General features: G+C 60.2%; 20 protein-coding genes. 9 read left to right on the forward strand and 11 right to left on the reverse strand.

The window, feature by feature from the left end:
* Positions 1-127 precede the first annotated feature (127 nt).
* The 5 genes from G5533_RS01225 to G5533_RS01245 all read right to left on the reverse strand — a co-directional run bounded on the left by G5533_RS01225 (position 128) and on the right by G5533_RS01245 (position 5,217).
* Positions 128-1,003 carry a flagellar motor protein MotB gene (locus G5533_RS01225; RefSeq protein WP_155397380.1) on the reverse strand — a complete coding sequence of 292 codons (876 nt, stop codon included), beginning with the start codon at positions 1,001-1,003 and terminating at the stop codon, positions 128-130.
* On the reverse strand, positions 981-1,739 hold the full coding sequence (locus tag G5533_RS01230) for a flagellar motor protein (RefSeq protein ID WP_040067282.1): 759 nt from the start codon (positions 1,737-1,739) through the stop codon (positions 981-983). Before G5533_RS01230 ends, G5533_RS01225 begins: the two co-directional genes overlap by 23 nt.
* A 364-nt stretch (positions 1,740-2,103) precedes the next feature.
* Entirely contained in the window at positions 2,104-3,426 is a 1,323-nt protein-coding gene (locus tag G5533_RS01235) for a Na+/H+ antiporter family protein (RefSeq protein WP_005344933.1), read from the reverse strand.
* A gap of 273 nt (positions 3,427-3,699) precedes the next feature.
* Positions 3,700-4,377, reverse strand: a complete 678-nt coding sequence (rnt, locus tag G5533_RS01240) for a ribonuclease T (protein WP_216953912.1) — start codon at positions 4,375-4,377, stop codon at positions 3,700-3,702.
* Positions 4,378-4,479: 102 nt separating this feature from the next.
* On the reverse strand, positions 4,480-5,217 hold the full coding sequence (locus tag G5533_RS01245; RefSeq protein ID WP_441254291.1) for a phosphatase PAP2 family protein: 738 nt from the start codon (positions 5,215-5,217) through the stop codon (positions 4,480-4,482).
* A gap of 247 nt (positions 5,218-5,464) precedes the next feature.
* Between G5533_RS01245 and G5533_RS01250 the strand changes: the two genes are divergently transcribed.
* The 8 genes from G5533_RS01250 to G5533_RS01285 all read left to right on the forward strand — a co-directional run bounded on the left by G5533_RS01250 (position 5,465) and on the right by G5533_RS01285 (position 14,855).
* Positions 5,465-6,586: a 4-phosphoerythronate dehydrogenase gene (locus tag G5533_RS01250; RefSeq protein ID WP_441254293.1), complete on the forward strand. Its 1,122-nt coding sequence runs from the start codon at positions 5,465-5,467 to the stop codon at positions 6,584-6,586.
* Between the two features lie 193 nt (positions 6,587-6,779).
* Complete coding sequence (locus G5533_RS01255; RefSeq protein WP_040066449.1) at positions 6,780-7,796, forward strand: aspartate-semialdehyde dehydrogenase; 1,017 nt, start codon at positions 6,780-6,782, stop codon at positions 7,794-7,796.
* Between the two features lie 271 nt (positions 7,797-8,067).
* On the forward strand, positions 8,068-10,260 hold the full coding sequence (locus G5533_RS01260; protein WP_421254809.1) for a FimV/HubP family polar landmark protein: 2,193 nt from the start codon (positions 8,068-8,070) through the stop codon (positions 10,258-10,260).
* Positions 10,261-10,448: 188 nt separating this feature from the next.
* Positions 10,449-11,258: a tRNA pseudouridine(38-40) synthase TruA gene (gene truA / locus G5533_RS01265; protein ID WP_421204755.1), complete on the forward strand. Its 810-nt coding sequence runs from the start codon at positions 10,449-10,451 to the stop codon at positions 11,256-11,258.
* A 119-nt stretch (positions 11,259-11,377) separates the two neighbouring features.
* Positions 11,378-12,241, forward strand: a complete 864-nt coding sequence (accD, locus tag G5533_RS01270) for an acetyl-CoA carboxylase, carboxyltransferase subunit beta (RefSeq protein ID WP_005344944.1) — start codon at positions 11,378-11,380, stop codon at positions 12,239-12,241.
* Positions 12,242-12,243: 2 nt separating this feature from the next.
* On the forward strand, positions 12,244-13,503 hold the full coding sequence (gene folC, locus G5533_RS01275) for a bifunctional tetrahydrofolate synthase/dihydrofolate synthase (protein WP_441254296.1): 1,260 nt from the start codon (positions 12,244-12,246) through the stop codon (positions 13,501-13,503).
* Between the two features lie 74 nt (positions 13,504-13,577).
* Entirely contained in the window at positions 13,578-14,366 is a 789-nt protein-coding gene (gene dedD / locus G5533_RS01280; protein ID WP_421235883.1) for a cell division protein DedD, read from the forward strand.
* Positions 14,367-14,537: 171 nt separating this feature from the next.
* Positions 14,538-14,855, forward strand: coding sequence for a heavy metal-binding domain-containing protein (locus G5533_RS01285; protein WP_216953896.1), 318 nt, complete (start codon positions 14,538-14,540; stop codon positions 14,853-14,855).
* A 116-nt stretch (positions 14,856-14,971) separates the two neighbouring features.
* Here G5533_RS01285 and cysG read toward each other — a convergent pair whose 3' ends face one another.
* The 5 genes from cysG to G5533_RS01310 form a co-directional block, all read right to left on the reverse strand.
* On the reverse strand, positions 14,972-16,351 hold the full coding sequence (cysG, locus tag G5533_RS01290) for a siroheme synthase CysG (RefSeq protein ID WP_441254298.1): 1,380 nt from the start codon (positions 16,349-16,351) through the stop codon (positions 14,972-14,974).
* A gap of 197 nt (positions 16,352-16,548) precedes the next feature.
* Positions 16,549-17,559, reverse strand: a complete 1,011-nt coding sequence (gene asrC / locus G5533_RS01295; protein ID WP_201902486.1) for a sulfite reductase subunit C — start codon at positions 17,557-17,559, stop codon at positions 16,549-16,551.
* Between the two features lie 11 nt (positions 17,560-17,570).
* Positions 17,571-18,410 (reverse strand): anaerobic sulfite reductase subunit AsrB, encoded by an 840-nt coding sequence (asrB, locus tag G5533_RS01300; protein ID WP_204383048.1) that lies wholly within the window; start codon positions 18,408-18,410, stop codon positions 17,571-17,573.
* Between the two features lies 1 nt (position 18,411).
* Positions 18,412-19,470, reverse strand: coding sequence for an anaerobic sulfite reductase subunit AsrA (gene asrA / locus G5533_RS01305; RefSeq protein ID WP_421309642.1), 1,059 nt, complete (start codon positions 19,468-19,470; stop codon positions 18,412-18,414).
* A gap of 200 nt (positions 19,471-19,670) precedes the next feature.
* The gene (locus G5533_RS01310) at positions 19,671-20,513 is read right to left on the reverse strand and encodes a patatin-like phospholipase family protein (protein ID WP_005333746.1); all 843 of its coding nucleotides are present in this window, start codon (positions 20,511-20,513) and stop codon (positions 19,671-19,673) included.
* A 265-nt stretch (positions 20,514-20,778) separates the two neighbouring features.
* On the opposite strand from G5533_RS01310, the gene G5533_RS01315 reads away from it, so the two are divergent.
* Positions 20,779-21,795: a S66 family peptidase gene (locus tag G5533_RS01315; protein WP_441254302.1), complete on the forward strand. Its 1,017-nt coding sequence runs from the start codon at positions 20,779-20,781 to the stop codon at positions 21,793-21,795.
* 134 nt (positions 21,796-21,929) lie between these two features.
* Here G5533_RS01315 and G5533_RS01320 read toward each other — a convergent pair whose 3' ends face one another.
* Positions 21,930-23,525 (reverse strand): methyl-accepting chemotaxis protein, encoded by a 1,596-nt coding sequence (locus tag G5533_RS01320; RefSeq protein WP_441254304.1) that lies wholly within the window; start codon positions 23,523-23,525, stop codon positions 21,930-21,932.
* Positions 23,526-23,722: the final 197 nt, after the last annotated feature.

Genomic DNA, 23,722 nt, shown 5'->3' on the forward strand with positions numbered 1-23,722 from the left:
CATTATTGCAGAGGCCTGATCACTTGACAACAAATGGCAATCATTATCATTAAGATCTTATGGTGTTGATATTATTGAGTTATTTGTTTTTAAAAAGAGGCTCCCGCGCGAAGCGGGAGCGGGGGGATCAGGGCTTGAGCAGTTGCAGTGACTCTTCTGCTGCCTTGCCTTGAGAGAGGGTGATATCGACCCGGCGATTCGCCTGGCGATGTTCGGGGGTGTCATTAGCAAAGCGGGGTTGAGTGTCGGCAACCCCCTGAGCGATGACTCGTCTGGCATCCAGCTGGGGGTTGGTCAGCATTGTTTGCACGATGGAAGAGGCCCGCAGCACCGAGAGCTCCCAGTTGTTGCGATAGAGCTCCACCGGCGCCTGGGAGTTGTCGGTATGACCGGTGACCACTACCTGCCCCGGGATATTGGCCAAAATGTCGGCGATCTTGTTGACCAGCGGGATGAACTGGGGCTGCAGGAACGCCGAATCAGAGGGGAATAGCGCCTTCTCGCCGATGCGGATCACCAGCTGGCTGCCAAGCTGCTCGACCTCGAGATCCTTCGATTCGATCTGGGCCTTTAGCTGCTGCTCCAGCTTCTGCTTGGTCACCTGCACCCACTCCTGCTCCTGGGTCTTGTGGGGCCAGGTTTCGGTGGCGCTCGGTTTTTCCGAGGCACCTATGGTCTCGTTGAAGGGGTCCGATGCCGCCATGGGGGCATCTTTCTCCAGCACAGTCTCCTCTTTCGGGCTGCTCGGCGTGGTTTTTGATTCCGGCTCGAGAATCCCTGTGCCCCCCTGCATCAAGGGTGAGCCGGCAGGCGGGGAGATGAGGCCGATTTTACCCAGAGACTCGATAAAGCCCTGGATAAGCACCCGGGTTTCGGACTGTTTGGCCATGGCAAAGGAGTAGAGCACCACAAACAGGGCGAACAGCAGGGTCATGAAGTCGGCATAGGAGACCAGCCAGCGTTCGTGGTTCTCCGGTGCTTCAGCCTTTTTCTTTTTCGCCACCGTGACCTCCCAGATAAGGTTCGAGGGTAACTTGCAGGCGTGCCTGGGACTCGCCATCCACGATGCAGAGAATGCCGGTCAGGGTCATCTCCTTGTAGTGGCGGATCTGGTGGGCAAACCCTTTGTAACGGTTGCCGAACGGCAAGAAGATCAGGTTGGCGGCGGATACCCCGTAGATAGTGGCGATAAAGGCCACGGCGATGGCGCCGCCCAGCTTGTCGGGGGCATCCAGCAGACCCATGGCGTGGATCAGGCCAAACACCGCGCCGACGATCCCCATGGTCGGGCAGTAGCCGCCCATGGCTTCGTAGAATTTGACCGTCTGTTCGAGATCTTCCTGCTCGAACTCGATCTCGTTCTCCAGCACCTCGTGTATCTTGGTCTTTTCGTAACCATCAACCATCATCTGCACCCCTTTCTTCAGGAAAGGATCCTTGATCTCGTCGATCATCCCTTCCAGCGCCAGCATGCCGCTGCGGCGGGCGTTGCCTGCCAGGGTCTCCAGCAACTGGGCCTGTTCATGCATATCGAGCTTGAGGGGGGAGAGCAGCCATTTGAAACGCTTCATGGTGCTGCCGACGACGGAGAAAGGGAACTGGGTCAGCGCAGCACCTATGGTGCCACCGATCACAATGAGGAATGCGGGCAGATCGAGCAGTGCACTGGGGTGCCCCCCCTCGATCATGTTGCCGCCAAGGATGGCGATCAACGCCAGCACCAAGCCAATCAAGCTCATTTTTTACACGTCCCTGTATGGTGATAATCGCTAGTGTAGCTAGTTAAGTATCAGTTTTTCAAAATGATATCCAATCGCTGAGCAATTAATCGGCGTGGTATGTGGCAACGGGTGTGGCGCACAACGCTGGGGGGGCTGAGTGCTGTTATGGCATCTGTGGCTAGAGACTGATCCCATAAGAGCAAGGAGCGAAACAAGCAGTGCGCAATCATCCAGATCCGGGAATCCATGTCGCCCAATAAAGAGCTTCTCCTCTCGGGACCATGTCCTGGTGATTAGGTGAACGTGCTTATAAAGAAGGCGACCATAAGGTCGCCTTCTTGTTTCGTATTTTGCAGAGCATGGTTCGATGCCAGAGTGGCTATCAGAGCACCATGGCGGCAATCCAGCCGAAGATCACCAGCGGGATGTTGTAGTGAATAAAGGTGGGCACCACGCTGTCCCAGATATGGTCATGCTGGCCATCGGCGTTGAGGCCGGAGGTGGGGCCCAGAGTTGAATCAGATGCAGGTGAACCCGCATCCCCCAGCGCGCCTGCGGTACCGACCAGGGCGATGATCGCCATCGGTGAGAAGCCGAGCTGCAGACAGAGCGGCACATAGATGGTGGCGATGATGGGCACGGTGGAGAAGGAGGAGCCGATCCCCATGGTGATGAGCAGGCCAACCAGCAGCATCAGGAAGGCGGCGATCCCCTTGTGCTGACCGATGCCGGAGGCGACCACCTGAACCAGAGAGTCGACCCCGTGGGTCGCCTTCATCACGGCGGCAAAACCGGCGGCGGAGATCATGATGAAGCCGATCAGCGACATCATCCGCACCCCCTGGGTGAAGGCATCCTGGCTTTCGCGAAACTTGATGACGCCGCCGCAGGTGAAGATGACAAAACCGGCTAGCGCACCCAGTACGATGCTGTTGGTCATCAGTTGCAGCCCCAGCGCTACGCCAATGGCCAGCAGGGCCACCCAGATGTGGGTGAGGTTGAGCTCGACCGCTTCGGGCTCGGCATCCAGGATCTTGGCCAGATCGTACTGGCGCGGTTTGCGATAGCTGATGAATACCGCAATCAGCAGGCCCAGTACCATACCGGCAACCGGAATGGCCATCGCCAGCGGGATCTGGCTGGTGGTGATGGGCACGCCGTTATCGATCAGGTTCTTGGCCAGAATGTTATTCAGGAAGATGCCACCAAAGCCGACCGGCAGCACCATATAGGTAGCTGTCAGGCCAAAGGTGATGACACAGGCCACCTGACGACGGTCGATCTGCATCTGCGCCATCACATGCAGCAGCGGCGGGATCAGGATGGGAATAAAAGCGATGTGAACCGGGATCAGGTTCTGGGACGAGATAGCCACGGCCAGCACGGAAGAGAGCAGCAGGGTTTTGACCCACATGATGCGGGTCGAGCTGGCATCCTTGCCCAACTGGCTGATCACCTTGCGGGCCAGCAGGTCGGTGATCCCGGAGCGGGAGATGGCAACTGCAAAGGCGCCCAGCATGGCGTAGGAGAGGGCAATCTCGGCGCCACCGCCCAGGCCACCGCTGAAGGTGGTGAGGGTATCTGTCAACGACAACCCGCCCACCAGACCGCCCGCAATGGCACCCAGCGCCAGCGAGACCACCACATTGATCCGCAGCAGACTGAGCACCAGCATCAGCCCGACTGCGATAACAACTGGATTCATTTGATTTCCTTATAGTTTGTTATTGCTGTCTGTCATGTGAAGGGGAGTTAGTTTGCGAAAAATGTGACAAATGTCGAGAAAAAAATCAGTCAAACCCCTCATATTGCAGCAGCATGTGGCACAAGGTTGCTCAACCTGAGGGTTTGTGACCTGTTTGTCTCCGTGCATCCCGCGCTCAGCGGTGGATAGTGACCTTGATAGCGATTTCCGGTGCGCTGTGCAATCAATCACTTCCCCAAAAAGCGAAGGCTGCCAGTGGCAGCCTTCATCCGTTTATTCTTGTCCCTCATCATCGGTAGGGGCATCGGTTGTGTCATCATCCGGATGCGCAGGCGGCCAACCCCCCATGCTCTTCCAGCGGTTAACGATATGACAGAACAGCTCTGTGGTGCGTTCGGTGTCATAGAGGGCAGAGTGCGCCTCTTTATTGTCAAACGGGATGCGGGCGCTCTGGCACGCTTTGGCCAGCACGGTCTGCCCCAGCGCCAATCCGGAGAGAGCAGCGGTGTCGAAGGTGGCAAACGGGTGGAACGGATTGCGCTTGAGGCCAGCGCGCTCGGCGGCAGCCATCACGAAGCCGTGATCAAAGGTGGCGTTGTGGGCCACTATGATGGCGCGGCCGCAATCCTGCTCCTTCATCCCCTTGCGGATTCCCTTGAAGATCTCGGTCAGCGCCTCTTTTTCCGAGACAGCGCCACGCAACGGGTTGTAGGGATCGATGCCGGTGAACTCCAGCGCGGCCTTTTCCAGGTTGGCCCCTTCGAAGGGCTCGACATGAAAGTGGAATATGTGATCGGGAACGAGCCAACCCTGCTCATCCATTTTCAGGGTGTAAGCCGCTATCTCGAGCAGGGCATCGGTCTTGGCGTTGAACCCGGCTGTTTCAACATCGATGACGACGGGGTAAAAACCACGGAAACGGCCCTTGAGGGTATGAACTGCGTCGGTCATGGGATCTCGGTCGGGATAAAATGAGGCGGCATTATGGCAAAAAAGCACAGGCTTGTCCCCCCATCCCGTTGCAGTAAGCCGCTTACAATGCAGTGCCTGGTTTCAGTATCGGTGCAGCCACCAGCGGGCGGCTATCAACGCCGTGAACGACCCCAGCAGGGCGCTGGCCAGCACATCCACCGGCCAGTGCATCCCCATCACCATGCGCGATAGACCAATTCCCAGTGCCCACAGAGGCAGCAGCCAGACGCCCGTGGGAGCGCGGGCCAGCCAGATAAGGCCGAAAAATTGGGCCAGGCTGATGGCGGCGATGCTGTGGCCGGAGGGGAAGGCGTAGTTCACCTCGGCCTGCCAGTGGTGGCCGAGCCACTCAGGCAGGGCCAGCAACTGGCTGGCGGTATGAACCTGTTCGCTACGCACATCGACCCTGCTGGCGTAGAAGCTCTTGATAGCCGGGATCAGCGCCTGACTCTCCAGCCAGATCAGATAGGGTCTGGGCTCTTCGGTCAGGTGCTTGATCAGGCTCTTGAGCACCCAGTCGCTGGCGAGCAGGGCTGCCAGCGCGCATCCCAGCGCAATGAAGGGGGTCAGCTTCAGTTTGAGTTTGTAGCGGGTCAGCAACAGCAAGAGGGCGCCACTGAGCCCGATCCCGGGAATATCGACCATGCGGGTGAGGGCGTATGACCACCATAACCAGCCTGAATGCAGGGAGTCGATCAGAAAAGGCTGCCAGGGCAGCGTGGCGAGCAGCAGCAGGGGCAGGATCAGCAGGGCAGTGAATCCAAGCACCTGACTGCGGGTGAGTGAGGAGACAGAGAGCGACGAGAAATGTGGCGGCATGGTGAATATGGGCGATCGCGAAAAAGAGGGGCATTGTGCCACCGTGACATGCCCGGACAAAGCCGAGCAGCACGTTTGTTACCTCTGCTTACACATTTGTGGCGACATCCTCGGTTTGAACGGCAGGAGAGAGTGGCCACCGAACAATGTGGTCCCCTTTCGCGCCTGATTGCATCACAGGCTGAAATCTCGGGCGGCTTTGCGCTAGAATGGCTCCCCCGTGGCGGTTGTGACCAAAGAGAGCCCGATGAAGATAGTCGTTGATGAGAATATGCCCCATGCCGTGGAGCTGTTTGCCGAATTTGGCGAGGTGGTCGCCTTGCCCGGACGGCAGATGCAGGCCCGCGATCTGCTGGATGCCGATGTGCTGCTGGTGCGTTCGGTCACCCGCGTCAACGGCGATTTGCTGGCGACCAGCCCCAAACTCGGGTTTGTCGGCACCGCCACCATAGGCACCGACCATGTGGACAAGGCGCTGCTGGCAAGCCGCAATATTCCCTTCTTCAGCGCCCCCGGTTGCAACAAGTATTCGGTGGGGGATTATGTGCTCTCAGCCCTGCTGGTGCTGGCGGAGCGCTACGAACTCGACCTCTCGGCCATGACGCTGGCGGTGATTGGCGTGGGCAATACCGGCGAGTGCGTGGCTGGCAAGGCCCAAGCGCTCGGCATGCGGGTACTGCGCTGCGATCCGCCCAGGGCGCGTAATACTCCCGATGCGGGCTTTGTCGATTACCAGACCGCCCTTGGCGCCGATATCGTCAGTTTCCACGTGCCCATCACCCGTGAAGGGCCGGATGCGACCCACCATCTGCTCGATGCCGAACAGATTGCCGCGCGCCCTGCCGGGCAGATCCTGATCAACGCATCCCGTGGCGAGGTGTGGGATAACCGGGCCCTGCTGGCGCGTCAGTTGGGCGATGCGCCTTTGCGACTGGTGATGGATGTGTGGGAGAACGAGCCCGAGCCACTGGCTGCGCTGGTGCCCCATACCGAGATTGCCACCCCCCATATCGCCGGTTACAGCCTGGAGGGGAAGGCCCGCGGTACCTGGATGCTCTATCAGGCGCTCTGCCAGCAGTTGGGACGCCAGCCTCGTCAGGATTTGAGTCAGCTGTTGCCTGCCCCCGATGTGCAGGCGGTGGTGCCGGGCCGCGCACCGGATCAGGCGCTGATCAAGCAGCTGGTGCATCTGGTCTATGATGTGCGCCGCGATGATGCCCGTTTCCGGGCCCGACTCGGCTTGCCCGGCAGCTTTGACGAGCAGCGCAAACACTATCCAGAGCGCCGTGAACTATCCTCCCTGCAGGTTGAGGGGGCGTTTGCCGACCAGGCGCTGGGCGAGCTGGGATTTGCGCTGTCACGCCCCTGAATCGGGGACTAGGAGTTGGAAGATAACCGGAAGGGGTGAGCCGTACTGGCTACCTCGAACCCATTTTTTACTGAGCTGGCGCAGATGCTACTGCGCCAGCTCAGCCATATCAGGCAGCGTCATCTCGCCGTGCGGGAGCCTGCCGACCATGGTGCCACCCGGCGCCATTGCAGCATTATCAGAGGAGAACAGAATGAGCCAGCAGTTTAACGTAGCGGTATTGGGTGCCAGCGGCGCCGTGGGTCAGGCGATGATCGAGATCCTGGAAGAGCGCGAATTTCCGGTAGCGACCCTCTATCCGCTGGCTTCCAGCCGCAGCGCCGGTGATACAGTGCGCTTTGGCGGCAAGAACCTCGAGATCCTCGATGTGGAGGAGTTTGACTGGAGCCAGGTGCAGATCGCACTCTTCTCCGCCGGTGCCGAGGTATCTGCCAAGTGGGCGCCGATTGCTGCCGAGCACGGTTGTATCGTCATCGACAACACCTCCTGCTTCCGTTACGACGAAGATATCCCGCTGGTGATCCCGGAAGTGAACCCGGATGCGCTGGCCGATTTTCGCAATCGCAACATCATCGCCAATCCCAACTGCTCCACCATCCAGATGCTGGTGGCCCTGAAGCCGCTGCACGACGAAGTGGGCATTGCCCGCATCAACGTGGCCACCTATCAATCCGTGTCAGGCTCCGGCAAAGAGGGGGTCAGCGAGCTGGCGGGTCAGACCGCTCATCTGCTCAACGGTCGTCCGGTGGAACCGACCCTCTATCCACAACAGATCGCCTTTAACCTGATCCCGCAGATCGACAGCTTCACCGACAACGGCTACACCCGTGAAGAGATGAAGATGGTATGGGAAACCCAGAAGATCCTCGGCGATGCCAGCATTGCCGTGAACCCCACCTGCGTGCGGGTGCCGGTCTTCTACGGCCACGCCGAGGCGGTACACGTCGAGCTGCACCAGCCGCTCGATGCCGAACAGGTCAAGGACCTGCTGCGCAGTGCGCCGGGTGTGACCCTGTTTGATGACGAAGGGGACTATCCGACCCCGGTGCGTGACGCAACCGGCAAGGATGAGGTGCTGGTGGGTCGGGTGCGCCAGGATATTTCTCACCCGAGTGGTATCAATATGTGGATCGTGGCCGATAACGTTCGTAAGGGCGCGGCAACCAACAGTGTACAGATTGCCGAGCTGCTGGTTCGCGACTATCTGTAAGGCTGGATATCTGCCACAGATGGGCAGCAGGGAGTGCTGCCCATCCGGACTGTGATAAATCGGGGGTGTGACCCATGCCGCACTCCGCTACATCAAGATTCTGTTGCGATATCAACTGATTAAGTTTTTTCCTACACTCAGAGTCAAGTCGGGTGCTAAATGTGTCGGACTACTGGCTTGCGACGCGAGCCTGATTTATATTGAACCGACTGTTTTGGGGTAACTATCCAGATTTTTCAATGTGATAGGGCCGTCATACGAAGGAACGAATATGGGACATTCCCGCATAACATTGGCAACGCTACTCGCATTGGGTCTGCTGGGCTCCGTCCAGGCTGAAGACGCTGCGCGGGAGCCTTTTTTTGTCGAGCTAAAAGGCCCTGACGAGCCCGCACCTCCAGCCGTCAATTCCCAGCCGCTGGCGCAACCGGTCGCCAGACCCGTGGCGCAACCGGTACGTGCAACCGCCCAGCCGGTGGTACGTCAGGTCACGGCCAATGCCGGTAGTTATGGCCCTGTTCGTCCAACCGATACTCTCTGGAGTCTGGCGAGCAAATACCGTCCCTCCAGTAGTGTCAGCGTCTACCAGACCATGGTGGCGATCTACGAGAAAAACCCCCGCAGTTTTGCCGATGGCAATATCAACCACATTCTGGTGGGGTCACGCATCCTGCTGCCGACCGTGGCCGAGGCGAGCGTCATCACCGATGCCCAGGCTCGTGCTAAGTTCCGCAGCGACAACGCCAGCTGGAAGGGGTTAAGCCCCAAGTATCTCGCCGAGAAGCAGGCCCATGGCGCCAAACCGGCGGCCAAGCCCGTGAAGGTTGAGACTGCCAAAGCCGAACCGGTGAAAACCGCGCAAGCTCCCTTGCCTGCGGCAAAAGCGGCACCCATTCCTGCTCCTGTCGTAGCACCGCAACCGTCTGCTGAAACCAAAGATGTTGTCAAGGCGAGCGAGCCTGCGCCAAAAGAGGCGGTGGCCCCAGTCCCGGCGACGAGCGCCGCAGCAAGCACCACACCGGCGCCTCTGCCTTCCGATCTGGAAAAACCGGTGGGCAAACCGGCCACCGAGATGGCGCTGGCGCTGGAAGATGCCAATGCCCAGCTCGGTCAGGTGACCGAGATGAACCACAGGCTCAAACTGCGCTTGCAATCTCTCACCGAAGAGGTCGAGACCCTCAAGGCCCAGTTGCAGGATCAGACCGCGCTGCAAAAAGAGCTCGCCGAGCTGAAGGCCAGACCTGTCCCCCCCGTGGTGGCAGAGCCTGAACCCAAGCAGCACTGGCTGATGGAGCTGCTCTCCTCACCGCTCAACCTTGCCATGATCATCCTGCTGCCGGTGCTGCTGGTATTGGCGCTGGTGACTCTGTGGCTGCGGGCCCGTGCCCGTCGCGAGCTGGAGGAGCAGGAGAAGAGCCTCTCCGAGTCCACCGCCATGATGATGGATCAGGAGCAGAGCGAGTTTGACGATCTGCTGAGTGTCGATGTGACCGACAACGAGCCGGTACGCCCGGTGCCGGATCTCAATACCCCTGATGGCTTTATGCCGGTCGAGCCAGATGAATCGGCTAAAAAGCCGGATGTTGATCTGGTTTTCAGCGACGATGGCGAGATCGATCTGCAAGGTTTCGAGCCGGAGCGAATGGCTGCCCAGTCAGCCAGTCGTGACCCGGATCTGGTGCCGGATCTCGATCTCTCGCTGGATGAGCCTGTCGCGTTGGCCAATGAACCCGACATGGATCTGGCCAGCGAGTTCAATCCCAAGTCCAGGGATGCTGATGAGCTCATGAGCGAAGAGGAGCTGCAGGCAGCCCTGTTTGCCGAACTGGATGCGGATCTTTCGGCTGATCTGGAACCGGAGTTGAGTGCAAGCAGCAAGAGTACGGCTGCTGATGATCTGGCCAGTTTTGATCTGGGTGATTTTGAAAATGAGCTGGATAAACCGGCTGCGGGCGAGGGCAATAATGCCATCGACTTGAGCGTGGATGGTTCGGCTGATGATATGTTGGCCGAGTTGGGGCTTGAGCCAACCAAAGGCAAGGAGACCGAGCTCGATCTTGAGTGGGATCCCAACGAACTGGCGCTCTCCGATTTCGAGGATGCCTTTACCGAAGTGGAGTCTCATCCGGCAGAATTGCAGCCGAGGGAACAGGCCCAGGCAAGCGGTTACGTCGAGATCGACAAGCTGCTGGCCGAAGCAGATGCCACCGCGCCAGAGCAGGAGCCTTATCAGGGCTTCTCGCTGGATGTGGGGCTCGATGGCTTCCCCGAGGTGTTGCCTGAATCCACCGGCTTTGATGTGGATGCCGATGACGGCGGTGTGGGGGCCAAGCTGGATCTGGCCCGCGCTTACCTCGAGATCGACGACAAGGATAGCGCCCGCGAGCTGCTGCAAGAAGCGGCAGAGCAGGGCACTGAGCATCAGCGTGCCGAGGCAGAAAAACTGCTCAAGCGGTTGGGGTAAAATTGTCCCTGTCGCGGGATCAGCAAGAAGGGGGCAGCCATTGGCTGCCCCCTTCTTCATGGCAATTTGCACAGGGTGAATTCTCCGCCCATGCAAGCCAATCAGGCGGTTTGTGGGACTTTTCGAGTTGAGCGCGTATAATCCGCCCCGTTTCTTTCACTGCGTTTCACAACAAGACAAGTTTATCCATGCGAATTGCCCTAGGTATTGAATATGACGGCAGCCGGTATTTCGGTTGGCAGCGTCAGCGTGAAGTGATCAGCGTGCAGGAGGAGTTGGAGAAGGCCATCAGCCGGATCGCCAACCACCCTGTCTCCATCCAGTGTGCCGGGCGCACCGATGCCGGCGTCCATGCGACCGGCCAGGTGATCCACTTCGATACCGAGGCGAACCGTGCCGAAGGGGCCTGGACCCTGGGTCTCAACTCCAACCTGCCGCCGGATATCGCCGTGCGCTGGGTCAAGGAGGTGGACGAAACGTTCCACGCCCGCTTCAGCGCCACCGCCCGTCGCTACCGCTACGTCATCTACAACCACAACTTCCGTCCGGCGATCCTCGGCAGTGGCGTCAGTCACTACCACGAGACCATCGATGCCGAGTTGATGCACCAGGCGGGCCAGAGCCTGCTGGGGGAGCACGACTTCAGCACCTTCCGTGCCGTTGCCTGCCAATCCAACACCCCGTGGCGCAATGTGACCCATCTGTGCGTCAGTCGTCAGGGGCCCTACATCGTGCTCGACATCAAGGCCAACGCCTTCCTGCACCACATGGTGCGCAATATCACCGGCTCCCTGCTGCTGGTGGGCCAGGGGCTCAAACCGGTGGAGTGGATTGCCGAGGTGCTGGCGGCCAAGGATCGCAATCTGGCCGGGCCGACCGCCAAGGCCGGTGGCCTCTATCTGGTCGACGTGGATTACCCGGCCGAGTTTGCTCTGCCGCAGTTGCCGCTCGGCCCGCTGTGGCTGCCGGACTCGGCACCGGGTACGACCAGTTTTTAGTAACTGCGCCCGAAAAATTGTGGTTTAATGACCCGTCATTTGTTGCCATCGAGCTATTAAGTCATTGAACAATCTAGGCTCGATGCGTTTTGTCAGGCACAAAAGCATTAAGGAATTCCATGAGCTGGCTTGAGAAGATTCTTCCCAAGAGCAAGATCACTGCACCCCGTCGTCACAACATTCCGGAAGGGGTGTGGACCAAGTGCAGTGCTTGTGAACAGGTGCTCTACCGGGCAGAGTTGGAGCGCAACCTCGAAGTGTGCCCCAAGTGTGATCATCATATGCGCATCAGCGCTCGCGCCCGTCTCGAGAGTTTCCTCGACGAGCAGGGTCGTACCGAGATCGGTGCCGAGCTGGAGCCGCAGGATGTACTGAAATTCAAGGATTCCAAGCGCTACAAGGATCGTTTGTCTGCCGCCCAGAAAGCGACAGGAGAAAAAGATGCGCTGGTGGTCATGAAAGGGACCCTCAAAGGGGTGCCGGTTGTCGCCTGTTCCTTTGAGTTCTCCTTTATTGGTGGCTCCATGTCCTCCGTGGTCGGTGCCCGCTTCGTGCGCGCCGTCGAGGAGTGCATCAAGGAGGGCCGCGGTCTGGTCTGTTTCTCCACTTCTGGTGGTGCCCGCATGCAGGAGGCCCTCTTCTCCCTGATGCAGATGGCCAAGACCAGCGCGGCGCTAGACCGACTCTCCAAGGCTGGCCTGCCCTTTATCTCTGTGCTGACCGACCCCACCATGGGGGGCGTTTCCGCCAGTCTGGCGATGCTGGGTGACATCAACGTGGGCGAGCCCAAGGCGCTGATCGGTTTTGCCGGCCCGCGCGTTATCGAGCAGACCGTACGCGAGAAACTGCCGGAAGGCTTCCAGCGCTCCGAATTCCTGCTGGAGAAGGGGGCCATCGACCTGATTATCGATCGTCGCGACATGCGTAACCGTCTGGCCAGCCTGCTCGCCAAAATGCTGAATACTCACGTCATCGAAGAGTGAAGATGAGTTCAAACATGCAACAATCCCAAAGCCGGTCGCTTGTCGACTGGCTTTCTTATTTGGAGCAGATCCATCCGGTCAATATCGACATGGGTCTGGATCGGGTCGGTGCCGTTGCCCGGCGTATGGGGCTGACCCAACTGCCGTTCAAGGTGGTCACGGTGGCGGGCACCAACGGCAAGGGCTCCAGCTGTGCCATGGCGGCCAGCATTCTGATGGCCGCAGGCTACAAGGTCGGCGTTTACTCCTCGCCCCATCTGCTGCGCTTTACCGAGCGGGTGCGGGTCAACGGGCAAGAGCTGGCCGACAGCGATCACTGCGCCGCTTTTGCCGAGGTGGAAGCGGCTCGCGGCGAGATTGCCCTCACTTTCTTCGAGTTCGCGACACTGGCTGGGCTGTGGCTGTTTCGCCGCGCCGCGCCCGATGTGCTGCTGCTGGAGGTGGGGCTGGGTGGTCGGCTCGACGCCACCAATGTGGTGGAGTCCGATGTGGCGATGATCACCTCCATTGCCCTCGATCACTGCGACTGGCTGGGTGATACCCGTGAAGCCGTGGCGGTGGAGAAGGCTGGGGTCTATCGCGCCGGCAAACCCGCCATCAGCGGTGAGCCCAATCCACCTGCGACTATCGCGAGCGAAGCACAGCGTCTTGGCGCCAACCTGCGTCAGGTCGGTCTCGATTTTCGTGGCGATGAGCACGAGAGCGGTTGGGATTATCACGGCCTCAACCAGTGGCGGGATCTGCCAAAACCGGCGCTGCCGCTGATGAACGCGGTGACCGTGCTGGCGGCGCTGGAATCCCTCGGCTTGCCGCTGCCGGAGTCCGCCATTCGTGACGGGCTTGCCAATGCCCGGCTGGCTGGCCGGATGCAGCAGTTGCAAAGTGCGCCGCTGGTGATCGTCGATGTGGCCCATAACCCCCATTCGGCAGCCTATCTGGCCGCGCAATTGCGCAAGATGCCCTGCACGGGTGTGCGCCGTGCCGTGGTCGGCATGCTCAAAGACAAGGACATGGCGGGGTCACTTGCTGAGCTCGACGGTCTGATCGGCGAGTGGTATCTGGCCAGCCTCACCGGCCCGCGCGCCGCCACCGCTGCGCAACTGGCTGCGGCGTTGGGAGAGGGCAAGGGGCCTGCCAGGGAGTTTGATAATGTCAGCGCCGCTTATCAGGCAGCGTTGGCCGCATCGAGTCCGGACGATATGGTCATTGTGTTTGGTTCGTTTTACACTGTCGCCGACATTCTGGCGGGTGTCGCCGTCTAGGCCACACCCCGGCTCCCCAGCCCTTTGGCGGGGAGCCAAATCGCATATTGAGTTACGTAAAGGTAGGATTCAACTTGGCCTCGAAGTTTCAAAACCGTCTGGTGGGCACCGTCATCCTGGTGGCCCTGGTTGTTATTTTCCTGCCGGACTTGCTGGATGGTCACAAGCTGGCACAAAAGGAGGAGGCCTTTGCCAAGATCCCGCTGCGCCCCGAGCTGGAGCCTGCCAAGCCTGCGCTGCAGGTCTCGGCAGCCAGCAGCCTGCCCGCCGATCATCTGGCCAGCCAGCAACAGGCCTCTGCGGCCCAGCAGTGGCAAGTGGAAGAGGTGGCTGACCCCATGACCCTCGCCGGTCAGGGCAACGGCGCGCAGCTGGCGACAACCCCTGCCGCACCGGTCCAGTCGCAACAGAATGCCCAACCCAAGCCACAGCCCAAGCCAGAAGTGGTGGCCAAAAAACCGGTCGAACCGCCCAAGCCAGCACCCAAGCCGACGCCAGTCAAACCGGTTGAAGTGGCCAAGGCACCTGCGCCAGCCAAACCACAGGCGGGTCAGATCAAGTCCCTCGATGATCTGATTGAAAGCAAGATGAATCAGTCGACCACACCTGCACCCGCGGCCGCGCAGGGTAGCTGGATCCTCCAGCTTGGTGCCTTCAAGAACGTCGACAGCGTCAACGCGCTGGTGAGCAAGCTGCGGGCGGCGGGCTACTCTGCCCACACCTCGCCGCGCACACCGGTGCAGGGTCAGCTCAACCGTGTCTTTATCGGGCCGGATGTCTCCAAGGCCAAACTGCAGGGGATGCAGGGACGGATCTCCCAGATGACCGGCCTCAGTGGCTCGGTGGTCTCCTACAACCCGTAATGGCGTTGCCGTTTGCAATGGCCCTCTGAAACAAACACCGCGCCCCGTGCGCGGTGTTTTTTATCTGACCGTCGTGATTTTTAATGACGGCGTCGTACAGGCCACCACCCGGTTGGGATTTGCTGTCAGTTGGGGTAGTCTGGGGCCTTCTGCTACTCACAGGAGTTCAAGATGATCCTCTCGACGACCCCCACGCTGGAAGGCAAAACCATTCGTGAATACCGCGGCATCGTGGTTGGCGAAGCCATTCTCGGCGCCAACATTTTCAAGGATCTCTTTGCCGGGATCCGCGACATCATCGGCGGCCGCTCCGGCGCCTATGAAAAAGAGCTGGCCCGTGCCCGCGACATCGCTTTCGATGAGCTGAAAGAGCGCGCTGCCGCCCTTGGCGCCAATGCGGTGGTCGGTATCGATATCGACTACGAAGTGGTGGGGCAAAACGGCAGCATGCTGATGGTCAGCATCAGTGGTACTGCCGTGCTGGTGTGATGCGCCACGCAAGGGTTGCCGACAACTGCCGTCGCAGGCAGGGTCACGGATAAAGTGGATAACTGCTGGCTGCCCAAGGGCCGACAACCCGGTTGTCGGCCCTTCTCGTTTATTGATCAATTTCTGTCGTTGCCATACCAGTCGAGCTGGTCGGCCAGAGTGACCACCGAGCCGATGATGATGAGGCTCGGGCTCTTCACCTGACGGGCCAGTTCGGCCAACTGCTGCAGCTCGCCGCGCACCACCCGCTGACTGAGCTGGGTGCCTTGCTCCACCAGCGCCACCGGGGTATGACCGGGCATGCCGTGGGTTTGCAGCTCATCCTGAATGCGGGCGGCGTGGGCCAGCCCCATGTAGAAGACCAGAGTCTGGCGGCGGGCCGCCAGCGCCGACCACTCCTGGGCGATATTGCCCTCCTTGTCGTGGCCGGTGATGAACTGCACCCGCTGGGCATGATCGCGGTGGGTGAGGGGAATGCCGCTGTAGGCGGCGCAGCCCGACGCAGCCGTAATGCCCGGTACTACCGAGAAGGGGATGCCCGCCTCGGCCAGGGTTTCCAGCTCCTCGCCACCCCGGCCAAAGATAAAGGGATCGCCCCCCTTGAGCCGCACCACCTGTTTGCCGAGGCGGGCCTGCTCCAGCAATAGCTGGTTGATCGCCTGCTGGGGCACACAGTGGCGGCCCGCCTCCTTGCCAACAAAGATCCGCTCGGCATCCCGGCGCACAAGTGCCAGCACCTCCTGCGACACCAGCCGGTCATAGACCACTACATCCGCCTGCTGCAACTGCTGCAGACCGCTTAGGGTAAGCAGTCCCGCATCGCCAGGGCCGGCGCCCACCAGGGTTACGCTTCCCTTGCTCTGCAGTGGCTCATTCAATAGCTCTGCGACGCTCTGCTCGGCAGCTTGCTGCTGGCCGCGGGCCAGCTGGCATGCCAGTCGCTCATGGCTAAAGAGTCGCTCCCAGAAGCGGCGGCGGGCCAGCTTGTCCGGAATGAGTTTGACCCGCTCGCGCAGCTTGCCCGCCAGCGCAGCGAGCTGGCCGAGGTGTTGCGGCAGCATGGCTTCAAGTTTTTCCCGCAGCTGGCGGCTTAGAACCGGCGCCGCACCTGCGCTGGAGATGGCCACCATCAGCGTCGAGCGGTCGATGATCGCGGGCATGATGGCGCTGCAGTGGGCCGGGGAGTCCACCACATTGCAGAAGATCTGGCGCAGGTTCGCTTCGTTGAAGACCTGCTGGTTGACCTCTTGCTGGTTGGTGGCGGCGATCACCAACCACTTGCCATCGAGCAGTTCGGGATGAAAGCTGGCGGCGCAGACGGTCAGGCGACCCTGCTCGGCCCAGCTCATCAGCTGGGGTTCCAGATGCGGGGCATTGATGGTGATCTTCGCCTTGGCATCGAGCAGCAGACGCGCCTTGCGCACCGCCACCTCACCGCCGCCGACGATCAGGACCGGCTTGTTTTGCAGCTGACAGAAGAGAGGGAGAAAGTCCATAACAGGCTCCGGATGCTGGCCCGCTCGCAATGCCGCGCCGGGCGAGATAGCAGGGCGCGCCGTGACGCACCCCGGATGGTCGGGTGAAAGATCCCCCGACGGGAATAAAAAAGGGGAAGGGTGATCTACGCCCGGGCCAACGACAGATCCCCACCGGTGTCGGCCACTTGATCACGCTTCCCCAAACGAGGTTTTTCCTATTGCACCGCTTTGACGTGCATGTTGGCGACGTACTGATCTTCGGCCCAGAAGATGCGGTCAGCGACCATGGCTTCCGGGTTGAGGGTGACGCCGCGCAGCACCCGCTCCTTGAACTTGTGATAACCGGCCCGGTCGATAAGGTGACCCATGTGCAGGTAGATGGGCTTGCCATCCAGCATCTCGGCCTCGAACTCGAACAGGTTCTTGATCACCGCATGCAGCACCTCTTCGGTCACCCAGTTGAGGAACAGCTTGCCGGTACGGGGAGTCTTCTTGCTGGTGCGTCCCCCCAGCTTGACCATGTAGAGCTGCTTGGGATCCCGCTGCCAGGCCAGGGTCGGGCAGGCCAGCACACACTCGCCACAGCCGATGCACTTGCTCTCCTCTTTGACCGCCTTGCCATGCTTGATGGCGAGGCAATCCACCGCGTGGTGGCTGCACGCCTTGACGCAGGCGCCGCAGCCGATGCAACGCTCGGCATTGAAGTGGATCTTGGCGATGCCGAGGATACCGAAGTCGGCCATGTTGGCCTTGGCGCAGTCGTTGGGGCAGCCGGCGATCACCATCTTGAGGTGATAGGGGTTGGGGTAGAGGTGCTTCTCCATCCGCTGAGCCATCCCGGTGCAGTCGATATTGCCCTTCTGGCAGATGGTGTTGCCTTGACAGGCGACGATGTTGCGCCCGCCGATGGTCTGGTAACCGGCTGTGGTGTCTTCTACCTCGATGCCGCAGGTCTCCACCTCGATCTCCTTGATAAAGGGCTCGAGAGCGGCGTTGACCTTGTCCATGTCCTGATACTTGATGCCGGGCATCGCCAGCTTCTGGCGGGTGGTGAGGTGGATCAGGCCGTTGCCATACTGTTCGGCGATCTGCTGGGCCACCGCCAGCAGGTGGGCGGGCATGATCCCGCCGGGAATGCGTACGCTGATCATCGCTTCGCCGCGCACCTTGGAGAGGCGGTATTCGTTCTTGGCGCGGGCCTTGATGATGTCGATATCGAGACTCATGGTGTTCTCCCTCAGTCGATCAGATGCTGGGCCTGGTCAAAACGAAAGACCGGTCCATCCACGCAGATATAGGTGTCGCCCATCCGGCAGTGGCCACACTTGCCCACGGCGCAGGCCATGCGGCGTTCGTAGTCGACCCAGATGCGATCCTTGGGGATGCCCCGTTCGAGGAAGGCGAGCACCACGAAGCGGATCATGATGGGGGGGCCGACCACGATCACCTGGATATCCTCCTTGTCAGCGAGATCCAGCTGGTCGATGTAGTCGGTGACCCGGCCGATGCGAAACTGCTCGCTCTCCTTGCCCTCGTCCAGGGTGACGATGAGGTTCTGCTGCTCGGCCCAGAGCTGCATCTCGTGGCGATAGAGCACCGCCTGCTCGTTCTTGAAGCCGAGGATCATGTCGAGGGATTTCACCTCTTCCGGATGTTTGCTGAAGCGGCGCAGCAGCCCCTTGACCGGCGCGACGCCGGTGCCGCCCGCCACCACGATGAGGTGCTGGTTGCGGTAGGTCTCCAGCGGATAGCCGTTACCGTGGACGCCGCGCATCCACACCTTGTCGCCCACATCGAGGGCAAACAGCGCATCGGTCACCTTGCCGACCTTGCGGATCAACAGATCCACATAGCCATCGCCATAGTCGGAGACCGAGATGGGCGCTTCGCCCACGGTGGGCAGGGAGATCTCCACAAACTGGCCGTAGTGGACATCAAAGTCGCGTGATACTCGAAAGTTCCACTCCAGCTCGGTGTGGCGCTCGATGGCCAGAATGGTGTAGGCCTTGGGCAGCAGGCGGTTTTCGACCACGTCCTGCTGCGGTTCTGCTGTTGCGGTTTGTTGGCACTGGCACATATCAGTTCGCCCCCTGCGCGTGGTCGGCTGCGATGGTCTGTTCGACCACATCGGTCATCTTGTTGATGATGTTGCTAAAGGAGATGTAGTGAGGGCAGCGATCGTCGCAGCGGCCACAGCCGACGCACATGTGCTCCTCTCCCTGACGGGCCTTGTAGTCGTTGACCTTGTGCAGGGCGCGATAACGCAGGCGCTCGCCATGCTTTGCGCGAAAACCGTGGCCACCGGCCATGTCGCTGAAGCCATCCACCATGCAGCTGGCCCACTGGCGACGGCGCTCGCCCTGCTTGGGGTTCTCCGCATAGGTGAGGTCGTGCACGCTGTAGCAGCTGCAGGTCGGGCAGGAGGTGGTACAGCGGCCGCAGCCGATGCAGCGGCTGTCGTACTCGGCCCAGACCGGATGGGCGGTGAGGATCTGGCGGATCCGCTGGGGGTCGTCACAGACGCTGTCCGGAGTGCGTACCTTGACCGGGTTGCTCTGGACAAATTCCGGGGTGAAGTCATCGGCTTCGCCCAGTTCGGCAAAGTAGCCGAGCAGCTCGGGATCCTTCACCTCAATACGGGCACCCTCATCGCTCAGACGAATGGCGGCGGCGTAGTCCTGGGTCTCGTTGCTGCCCATGGAGACGCAGAAGCAGTTCTCGAAGCTCTCGCGGCACTCCAGCAGTACCAGCTTGAGCTTGCTGCGCAGCCGGGCGTAGTAGACGTCGCTGTTCTGGCCGTTTTTCAGGTAGACCTGATCCAGCCTGCGCAGAGCGTGGATATCACAGCTGCGCAAGAACAGCAGGGTGGGCTTGGCCTCCACCTTTGATTCGCGCAGCTCCAGATTGTCGAAGTGGAACAGGGTCTGGGTGATGGGGAGCACCACCTCTTTCGGGGAGAAGTGGGACTTCTCCTGCCACACCAGCTCGGCCGGATGGCGGATGCTGTGGTAGGTGACGTTATCGGTGTCGGAGAAGCGGCCGCCCCGATATTCGGCCGCGGGCGCCATGATCCGGTAATCGGGCAGCAGCCGCTCGAACAGCTGCGCCAGCGCGGGATGGGTGAGAAGAAACGACATAAATAAACACCTTGTATGAGGGTGAGATGCCCTGGCATAGGGATGAGGCGCGGGCCGGTCAGGGTGTCTGGCACCGGTTCTGGCCGCGCTTGCCTCGCCACGGTCTGTTTTTATGACTCATGTTGCTCAACTGACCCGATTGTTATTGTGTTGGCGGCGCGAGCGTCGCGGCAGGTCGGGTCATGCCTGTAAAACCCTTATCAATTGAGCAGGGCGGCCTGATAGCCTGCGCACTTGCCCATCACGTATCCCATCTCCAGCTTGTTGATATCGCGGGTAAAACGGGAAACGGGGAAGTAGTCGGCCGGGGCGATCACCTCGATCTGGCAGTCCTCCGGCGGATTGGCGATAAAATCGAGCGCCTCGTTGTAGCTGCGATCCCGCTGCTCCAGCGCCTGTGCCAGCGCGGGGCGGGTCTTGAGCAGGGTACGGATCATCCAGGGGAAGGGCATCGGCTTGAGCCGATAGCCAAGGGGCTCGGAGAGGATCACCGTCAGGTGACGGGCACCGCGGCGGTAGGCCTCGATCACCGGGATGGAGTCGGCCACCCCGCCATCTGTCATCGGTACCCCGTGCACCTCTGGGTATTCGTGGGAGGCGAGGGGAATGGCGCAGCTGGCGGGCAGCACCTCGTTCATGTTCTCCGGCTTGACCCGGATGTACTCCGCCTTGCCGGTCAGGGTATTGGTCACCACCGCATAGAAGGGGATGCCGGTCTCCCGGTAGGCGTGAATGTCGAGGGGATACTTGCGGCAGCTGGTGTTCCACAGCCAGTGGATGTCCACCAGATTGCCCCCCTTGGCAAAGCGCAGGGGGTCCATAAACTGCTGGCTGCACGCCAGTTTGGTCAGGATCTCGTGGCTGCGGCCATGCTGGCTGGCGAGATAAGCCAGCAAGTTGGTGGCCCCCGCCGAGACGCCGATGGCGAAGTCAAATGGGCGATAGTCATGCTCGATAAACGCATCCAGCACGCCGCTGGCAAATATGCCGCGCATGGCGCCGCCTTCTACAACCAATGCGCTGGGGGATGCGTTTTTGTTCATGACAGGCACCTCATTGATAAGTCAGAGAGAAAAAGTGGGAAAGAGAACGTCCGGGCTGTCAGGCCGACCGTTCTGACAACCAACCGGGGTTGGCCATCGCAATGAGGTCATTCTAGGAAGGGGATGGTGTTTAGAATATCTGTTAATAATGAATCAAGTGTTTTGTATTTCTAAACGATGGTGATAAACCCGTTGTGATCAAAGGGGTTGTGTAGGAGTCTCAACGACTCTGTGATGGCTGGATATTGGCAAGGATGAGTGTGTCATGACGTTATTGGTTCCCCCGCTGCTTAAACGTGGCGATACCATCGCTTTTTTCTCCCCCTCCAGCGCGGCGACCGCTTGGGCACCCAACCGTTTTGCCCGCGCAAAAGCCTTTCTTGAGGGGCAGGGCTTTAGGCTCAAGGCGGGCAGCCTCACCGGCCAGCAGGATCACTGGCGATCCGGCCCCATTGCCGCGCGGGCCGAGGAGCTCAACGCCCTTATTCGCGACCCAGAAGTGCGCTGCATCATGTCGGTGATTGGCGGCAGCAACTCCAACTCCCTGCTGCCCTACCTCGATTTTGATGCGCTGAGGCGCGATCCCAAGATCATCGTTGGCTACTCCGATGTGACGGCCCTGCTGCTCGGCATCCACGCCCAAACTGGCCTGGTTACCTTTTATGGCCCGGCGCTGGTGGCCTCCTTTGGCGAGTTGCCGCCGCTGGTGGATGAGACGCTGGCCAGTTTTTTACAGATTGCGTTGGCCGATGAAGCTGGCGTCCCCTGCACGCTGCCTACGCCAGCGCAGTGGAGCGATGAACGGCTGGACTGGGAGAATCAGACCCGGGCCAAGCGCTGCCAGCCCAATCGGCTGAGCTCGGTGGGTTCTGGCCGGGTTGAGGGGCGGCTGATGGGTGGCAACCTCAACACCATGGCGGGGATCTGGGGCTCCCCCTATATGCCAGCCATCGAGTCTGGTGACATTCTGCTGCTGGAAGACAGCCTGAAATCTGCCGAGACGCTGGAGCGCTCCTTCGCCCACCTCAAGCTGTGCGGGGTGTTTGAGCGGATCGGCGCGCTTATCCTCGGCAAGCACGAGTTGTTCAACGATCAGGGCAGCGGCAAGCGCCCCCTCGATATCCTGCTGGAGGTGGTGGGGGAGCCGAACTTCCCCATTCTGGCGGAGTTTGACTGCGCCCATACCCACCCCATGCTGACGTTGCCGCTGGGTATCGAGGTGGCGCTCGATCTCGACCGCCAGCAGCTCACCTTGCTGGATCCCTGGTGGGATGACTGTTGAGGCTATGTTGCCAAGGGAGATGAAGCACACATGCTATGTGCTGAAGAGGATTGATGAATGCTCGACACCGCCCATCAAGGGTAGTTTGCGGCAACAAGCGCGACTCGGGAGCGCGCTTGTTGCCATTGGCTGGATTACCAGCGGTAGGTTTTCAGCAAGGCCTCCAGTTTTTGACACTGCTCGACCAGCTGGATACTGGCGAGGTTGGCGGCATGGGCCTGACCCAGAGTGTCATTGGACGTATTGCGAATGTCGCTGACCGCGTGATCCACTTCGCTGCAGACCCTGTCCTGCTCTTCTGCTGATTGTGCCATCTGGGCGTTGAGGTCATTGATGCTGGCGATGCGTCCAATGATGTTTTGCATGGCCGCCAGGGTTGCCTCTGTCTTGCTGATGCTCTCACCGGCTTTGCTTTTTGCATCCCCGATCACCACAACGGCGCTTTGGGCCTCGTTTTGCAGGGCGGCGATCATCTGGGAGATCTCCTCGCTGGCGGCGCGGCTACGGTTAGAGAGGGCCCGCACTTCATCGGCTACCACCGCAAAGCCACGGCCCTGCTCGCCGGCCCTGGCCGCTTCAATGGCGGCGTTGAGGGCCAGCAGGTTGGTCTGATCGGCAATCCCCTTGATCACCTCAAGCACACCGTCAACGGCGAGGCAGCGGCTATCGAGTTGCTGGATCACCTGATCCACCCGATCAATTTCTGCCGACATCTCGCCCATATCTATGATGGAGTGCTGGGCGAGGCGGCTGGTATTGGCGGCATCCTGATTGGTGAGGGCGGAGAGCTCGGCGCTCTTGCGGGCATGTTCGCGCACTTCGTGGGAGCTTGCCGCAAGCTCGCTTACAGCGGCGGCAACCTGAGTGGTCATCGACTCTTGCTGACGGGCCGAGTTTTCTGTCTGGGTCGCCACCTGACGGATCTGGCTCGACTCCTGATAGAGCTGATGGGTCGCCCCTTCTACTTCCTGCAGGCTGTGCCTGAAGCCCTGCACCATCTCATTGACGGCACGGGTCATCTGGCCCAGCTCATCCTGACTCTGGTTGAGCAGGGGGATAGCGAGGTTACGCTCTTTGGCCATCTGGAGCATGGTACGTTGCAGTTGCCGCAGCGGGTGTTTTACATAGCGTTGCAATACCCACCACAGCAGGCCGAAACCGAGGCTGAAGACAAGGGCCAGACTGCCGCTCAGGATCAGGTTGTTGTGGCGGATCTCGCCGAAGGTGTGGCTGAGGTCATAACTGATCCGCACTGCCCCCATTACGGTCCCTTCATTGACCTGGTGACAGGTGAGACATTGGGTGCCGCGATACTCCTTGTAGGCTTTGAACGGTTTGATCAGGGTGAGCCGGTTGCCCTGCTGCTGCAGGATGGTTTCCCCCTGATTGATGGCGCGTTCGTCGAAGCTGTCCTGGGCTTTCTGGTCCGGGAAACCCGGGCCAAACAGGTTGCTGACGGCCGGGGCTCGAACCAGACGAGCCTCAACAATGCCCGCTTCACTCTTGAGTTTGGTCTGCACTATCTGCCGGTTGGCCATGCCACCTGTCATCATCAGCACGTTGACCTGATCCATATAGGTGTTGGCCATGCTCTCAACCTTCTCCTCTGCCAGCCGGATGGCGAGATCCCGTTGCAGCCAGGCAGAGAGCTCGAAGCTGAGGCCAAAGGTGGTGCTGATGACCAGCGCAAGAGGGAGAAAGATTTTCCAGTTCAGGGAGAGGTTATGCATAGTCGGGGCGTTCCATGCGTTGTTGTGTTTTATCTGTTCCAGCTTCATCTGAGCGTAGGCGAGGAGAGCAAGAATGATGGTTCTCTATCGGCACACCATAACCGCTCTTTAGTAAATAATCTGTTAAGCGGATCGGTAATGCTGGTTGCCAAAATGACTTCGACGAGCTGCACGGCTCTGCGGGTTGATCCAGAACA

It is taken from the genome of Aeromonas sp. A600620, from assembly GCF_029479985.1.
In the GTDB taxonomy this organism is placed as follows: domain Bacteria; phylum Pseudomonadota; class Gammaproteobacteria; order Enterobacterales; family Aeromonadaceae; genus Aeromonas; species Aeromonas veronii_A.

Excerpts from the sequence above, each read along its gene's own strand:
- G5533_RS01230 (WP_040067282.1), bottom strand. The coding sequence starts at position 1,739 with ATGAGCTTGATTGGCTTGGTGCTGGCGTTGATCGCCATCCTTGGCGGC.
- G5533_RS01235 (WP_005344933.1), bottom strand. The coding sequence starts at position 3,426 with ATGAATCCAGTTGTTATCGCAGTCGGGCTGATGCTGGTGCTCAGTCTG.
- rnt (WP_216953912.1), bottom strand. The coding sequence starts at position 4,377 with ATGACCGACGCAGTTCATACCCTCAAGGGCCGTTTCCGTGGTTTTTAC.
- G5533_RS01245 (WP_441254291.1), bottom strand. The coding sequence starts at position 5,217 with ATGCCGCCACATTTCTCGTCGCTCTCTGTCTCCTCACTCACCCGCAGT.
- G5533_RS01250 (WP_441254293.1), top strand. The coding sequence starts at position 5,465 with ATGAAGATAGTCGTTGATGAGAATATGCCCCATGCCGTGGAGCTGTTT.
- G5533_RS01255 (WP_040066449.1), top strand. The coding sequence starts at position 6,780 with ATGAGCCAGCAGTTTAACGTAGCGGTATTGGGTGCCAGCGGCGCCGTG.
- G5533_RS01260 (WP_421254809.1), top strand. The coding sequence starts at position 8,068 with ATGGGACATTCCCGCATAACATTGGCAACGCTACTCGCATTGGGTCTG.
- truA (WP_421204755.1), top strand. The coding sequence starts at position 10,449 with ATGCGAATTGCCCTAGGTATTGAATATGACGGCAGCCGGTATTTCGGT.
- accD (WP_005344944.1), top strand. The coding sequence starts at position 11,378 with ATGAGCTGGCTTGAGAAGATTCTTCCCAAGAGCAAGATCACTGCACCC.
- folC (WP_441254296.1), top strand. The coding sequence starts at position 12,244 with ATGAGTTCAAACATGCAACAATCCCAAAGCCGGTCGCTTGTCGACTGG.
- G5533_RS01285 (WP_216953896.1), top strand. The coding sequence starts at position 14,538 with ATGATCCTCTCGACGACCCCCACGCTGGAAGGCAAAACCATTCGTGAA.
- cysG (WP_441254298.1), bottom strand. The coding sequence starts at position 16,351 with ATGGACTTTCTCCCTCTCTTCTGTCAGCTGCAAAACAAGCCGGTCCTG.
- asrC (WP_201902486.1), bottom strand. The coding sequence starts at position 17,559 with ATGAGTCTCGATATCGACATCATCAAGGCCCGCGCCAAGAACGAATAC.
- asrB (WP_204383048.1), bottom strand. The coding sequence starts at position 18,410 with ATGTGCCAGTGCCAACAAACCGCAACAGCAGAACCGCAGCAGGACGTG.
- asrA (WP_421309642.1), bottom strand. The coding sequence starts at position 19,470 with ATGTCGTTTCTTCTCACCCATCCCGCGCTGGCGCAGCTGTTCGAGCGG.
- G5533_RS01310 (WP_005333746.1), bottom strand. The coding sequence starts at position 20,513 with ATGAACAAAAACGCATCCCCCAGCGCATTGGTTGTAGAAGGCGGCGCC.
- G5533_RS01315 (WP_441254302.1), top strand. The coding sequence starts at position 20,779 with ATGACGTTATTGGTTCCCCCGCTGCTTAAACGTGGCGATACCATCGCT.
- G5533_RS01320 (WP_441254304.1), bottom strand. The coding sequence starts at position 23,525 with ATGCATAACCTCTCCCTGAACTGGAAAATCTTTCTCCCTCTTGCGCTG.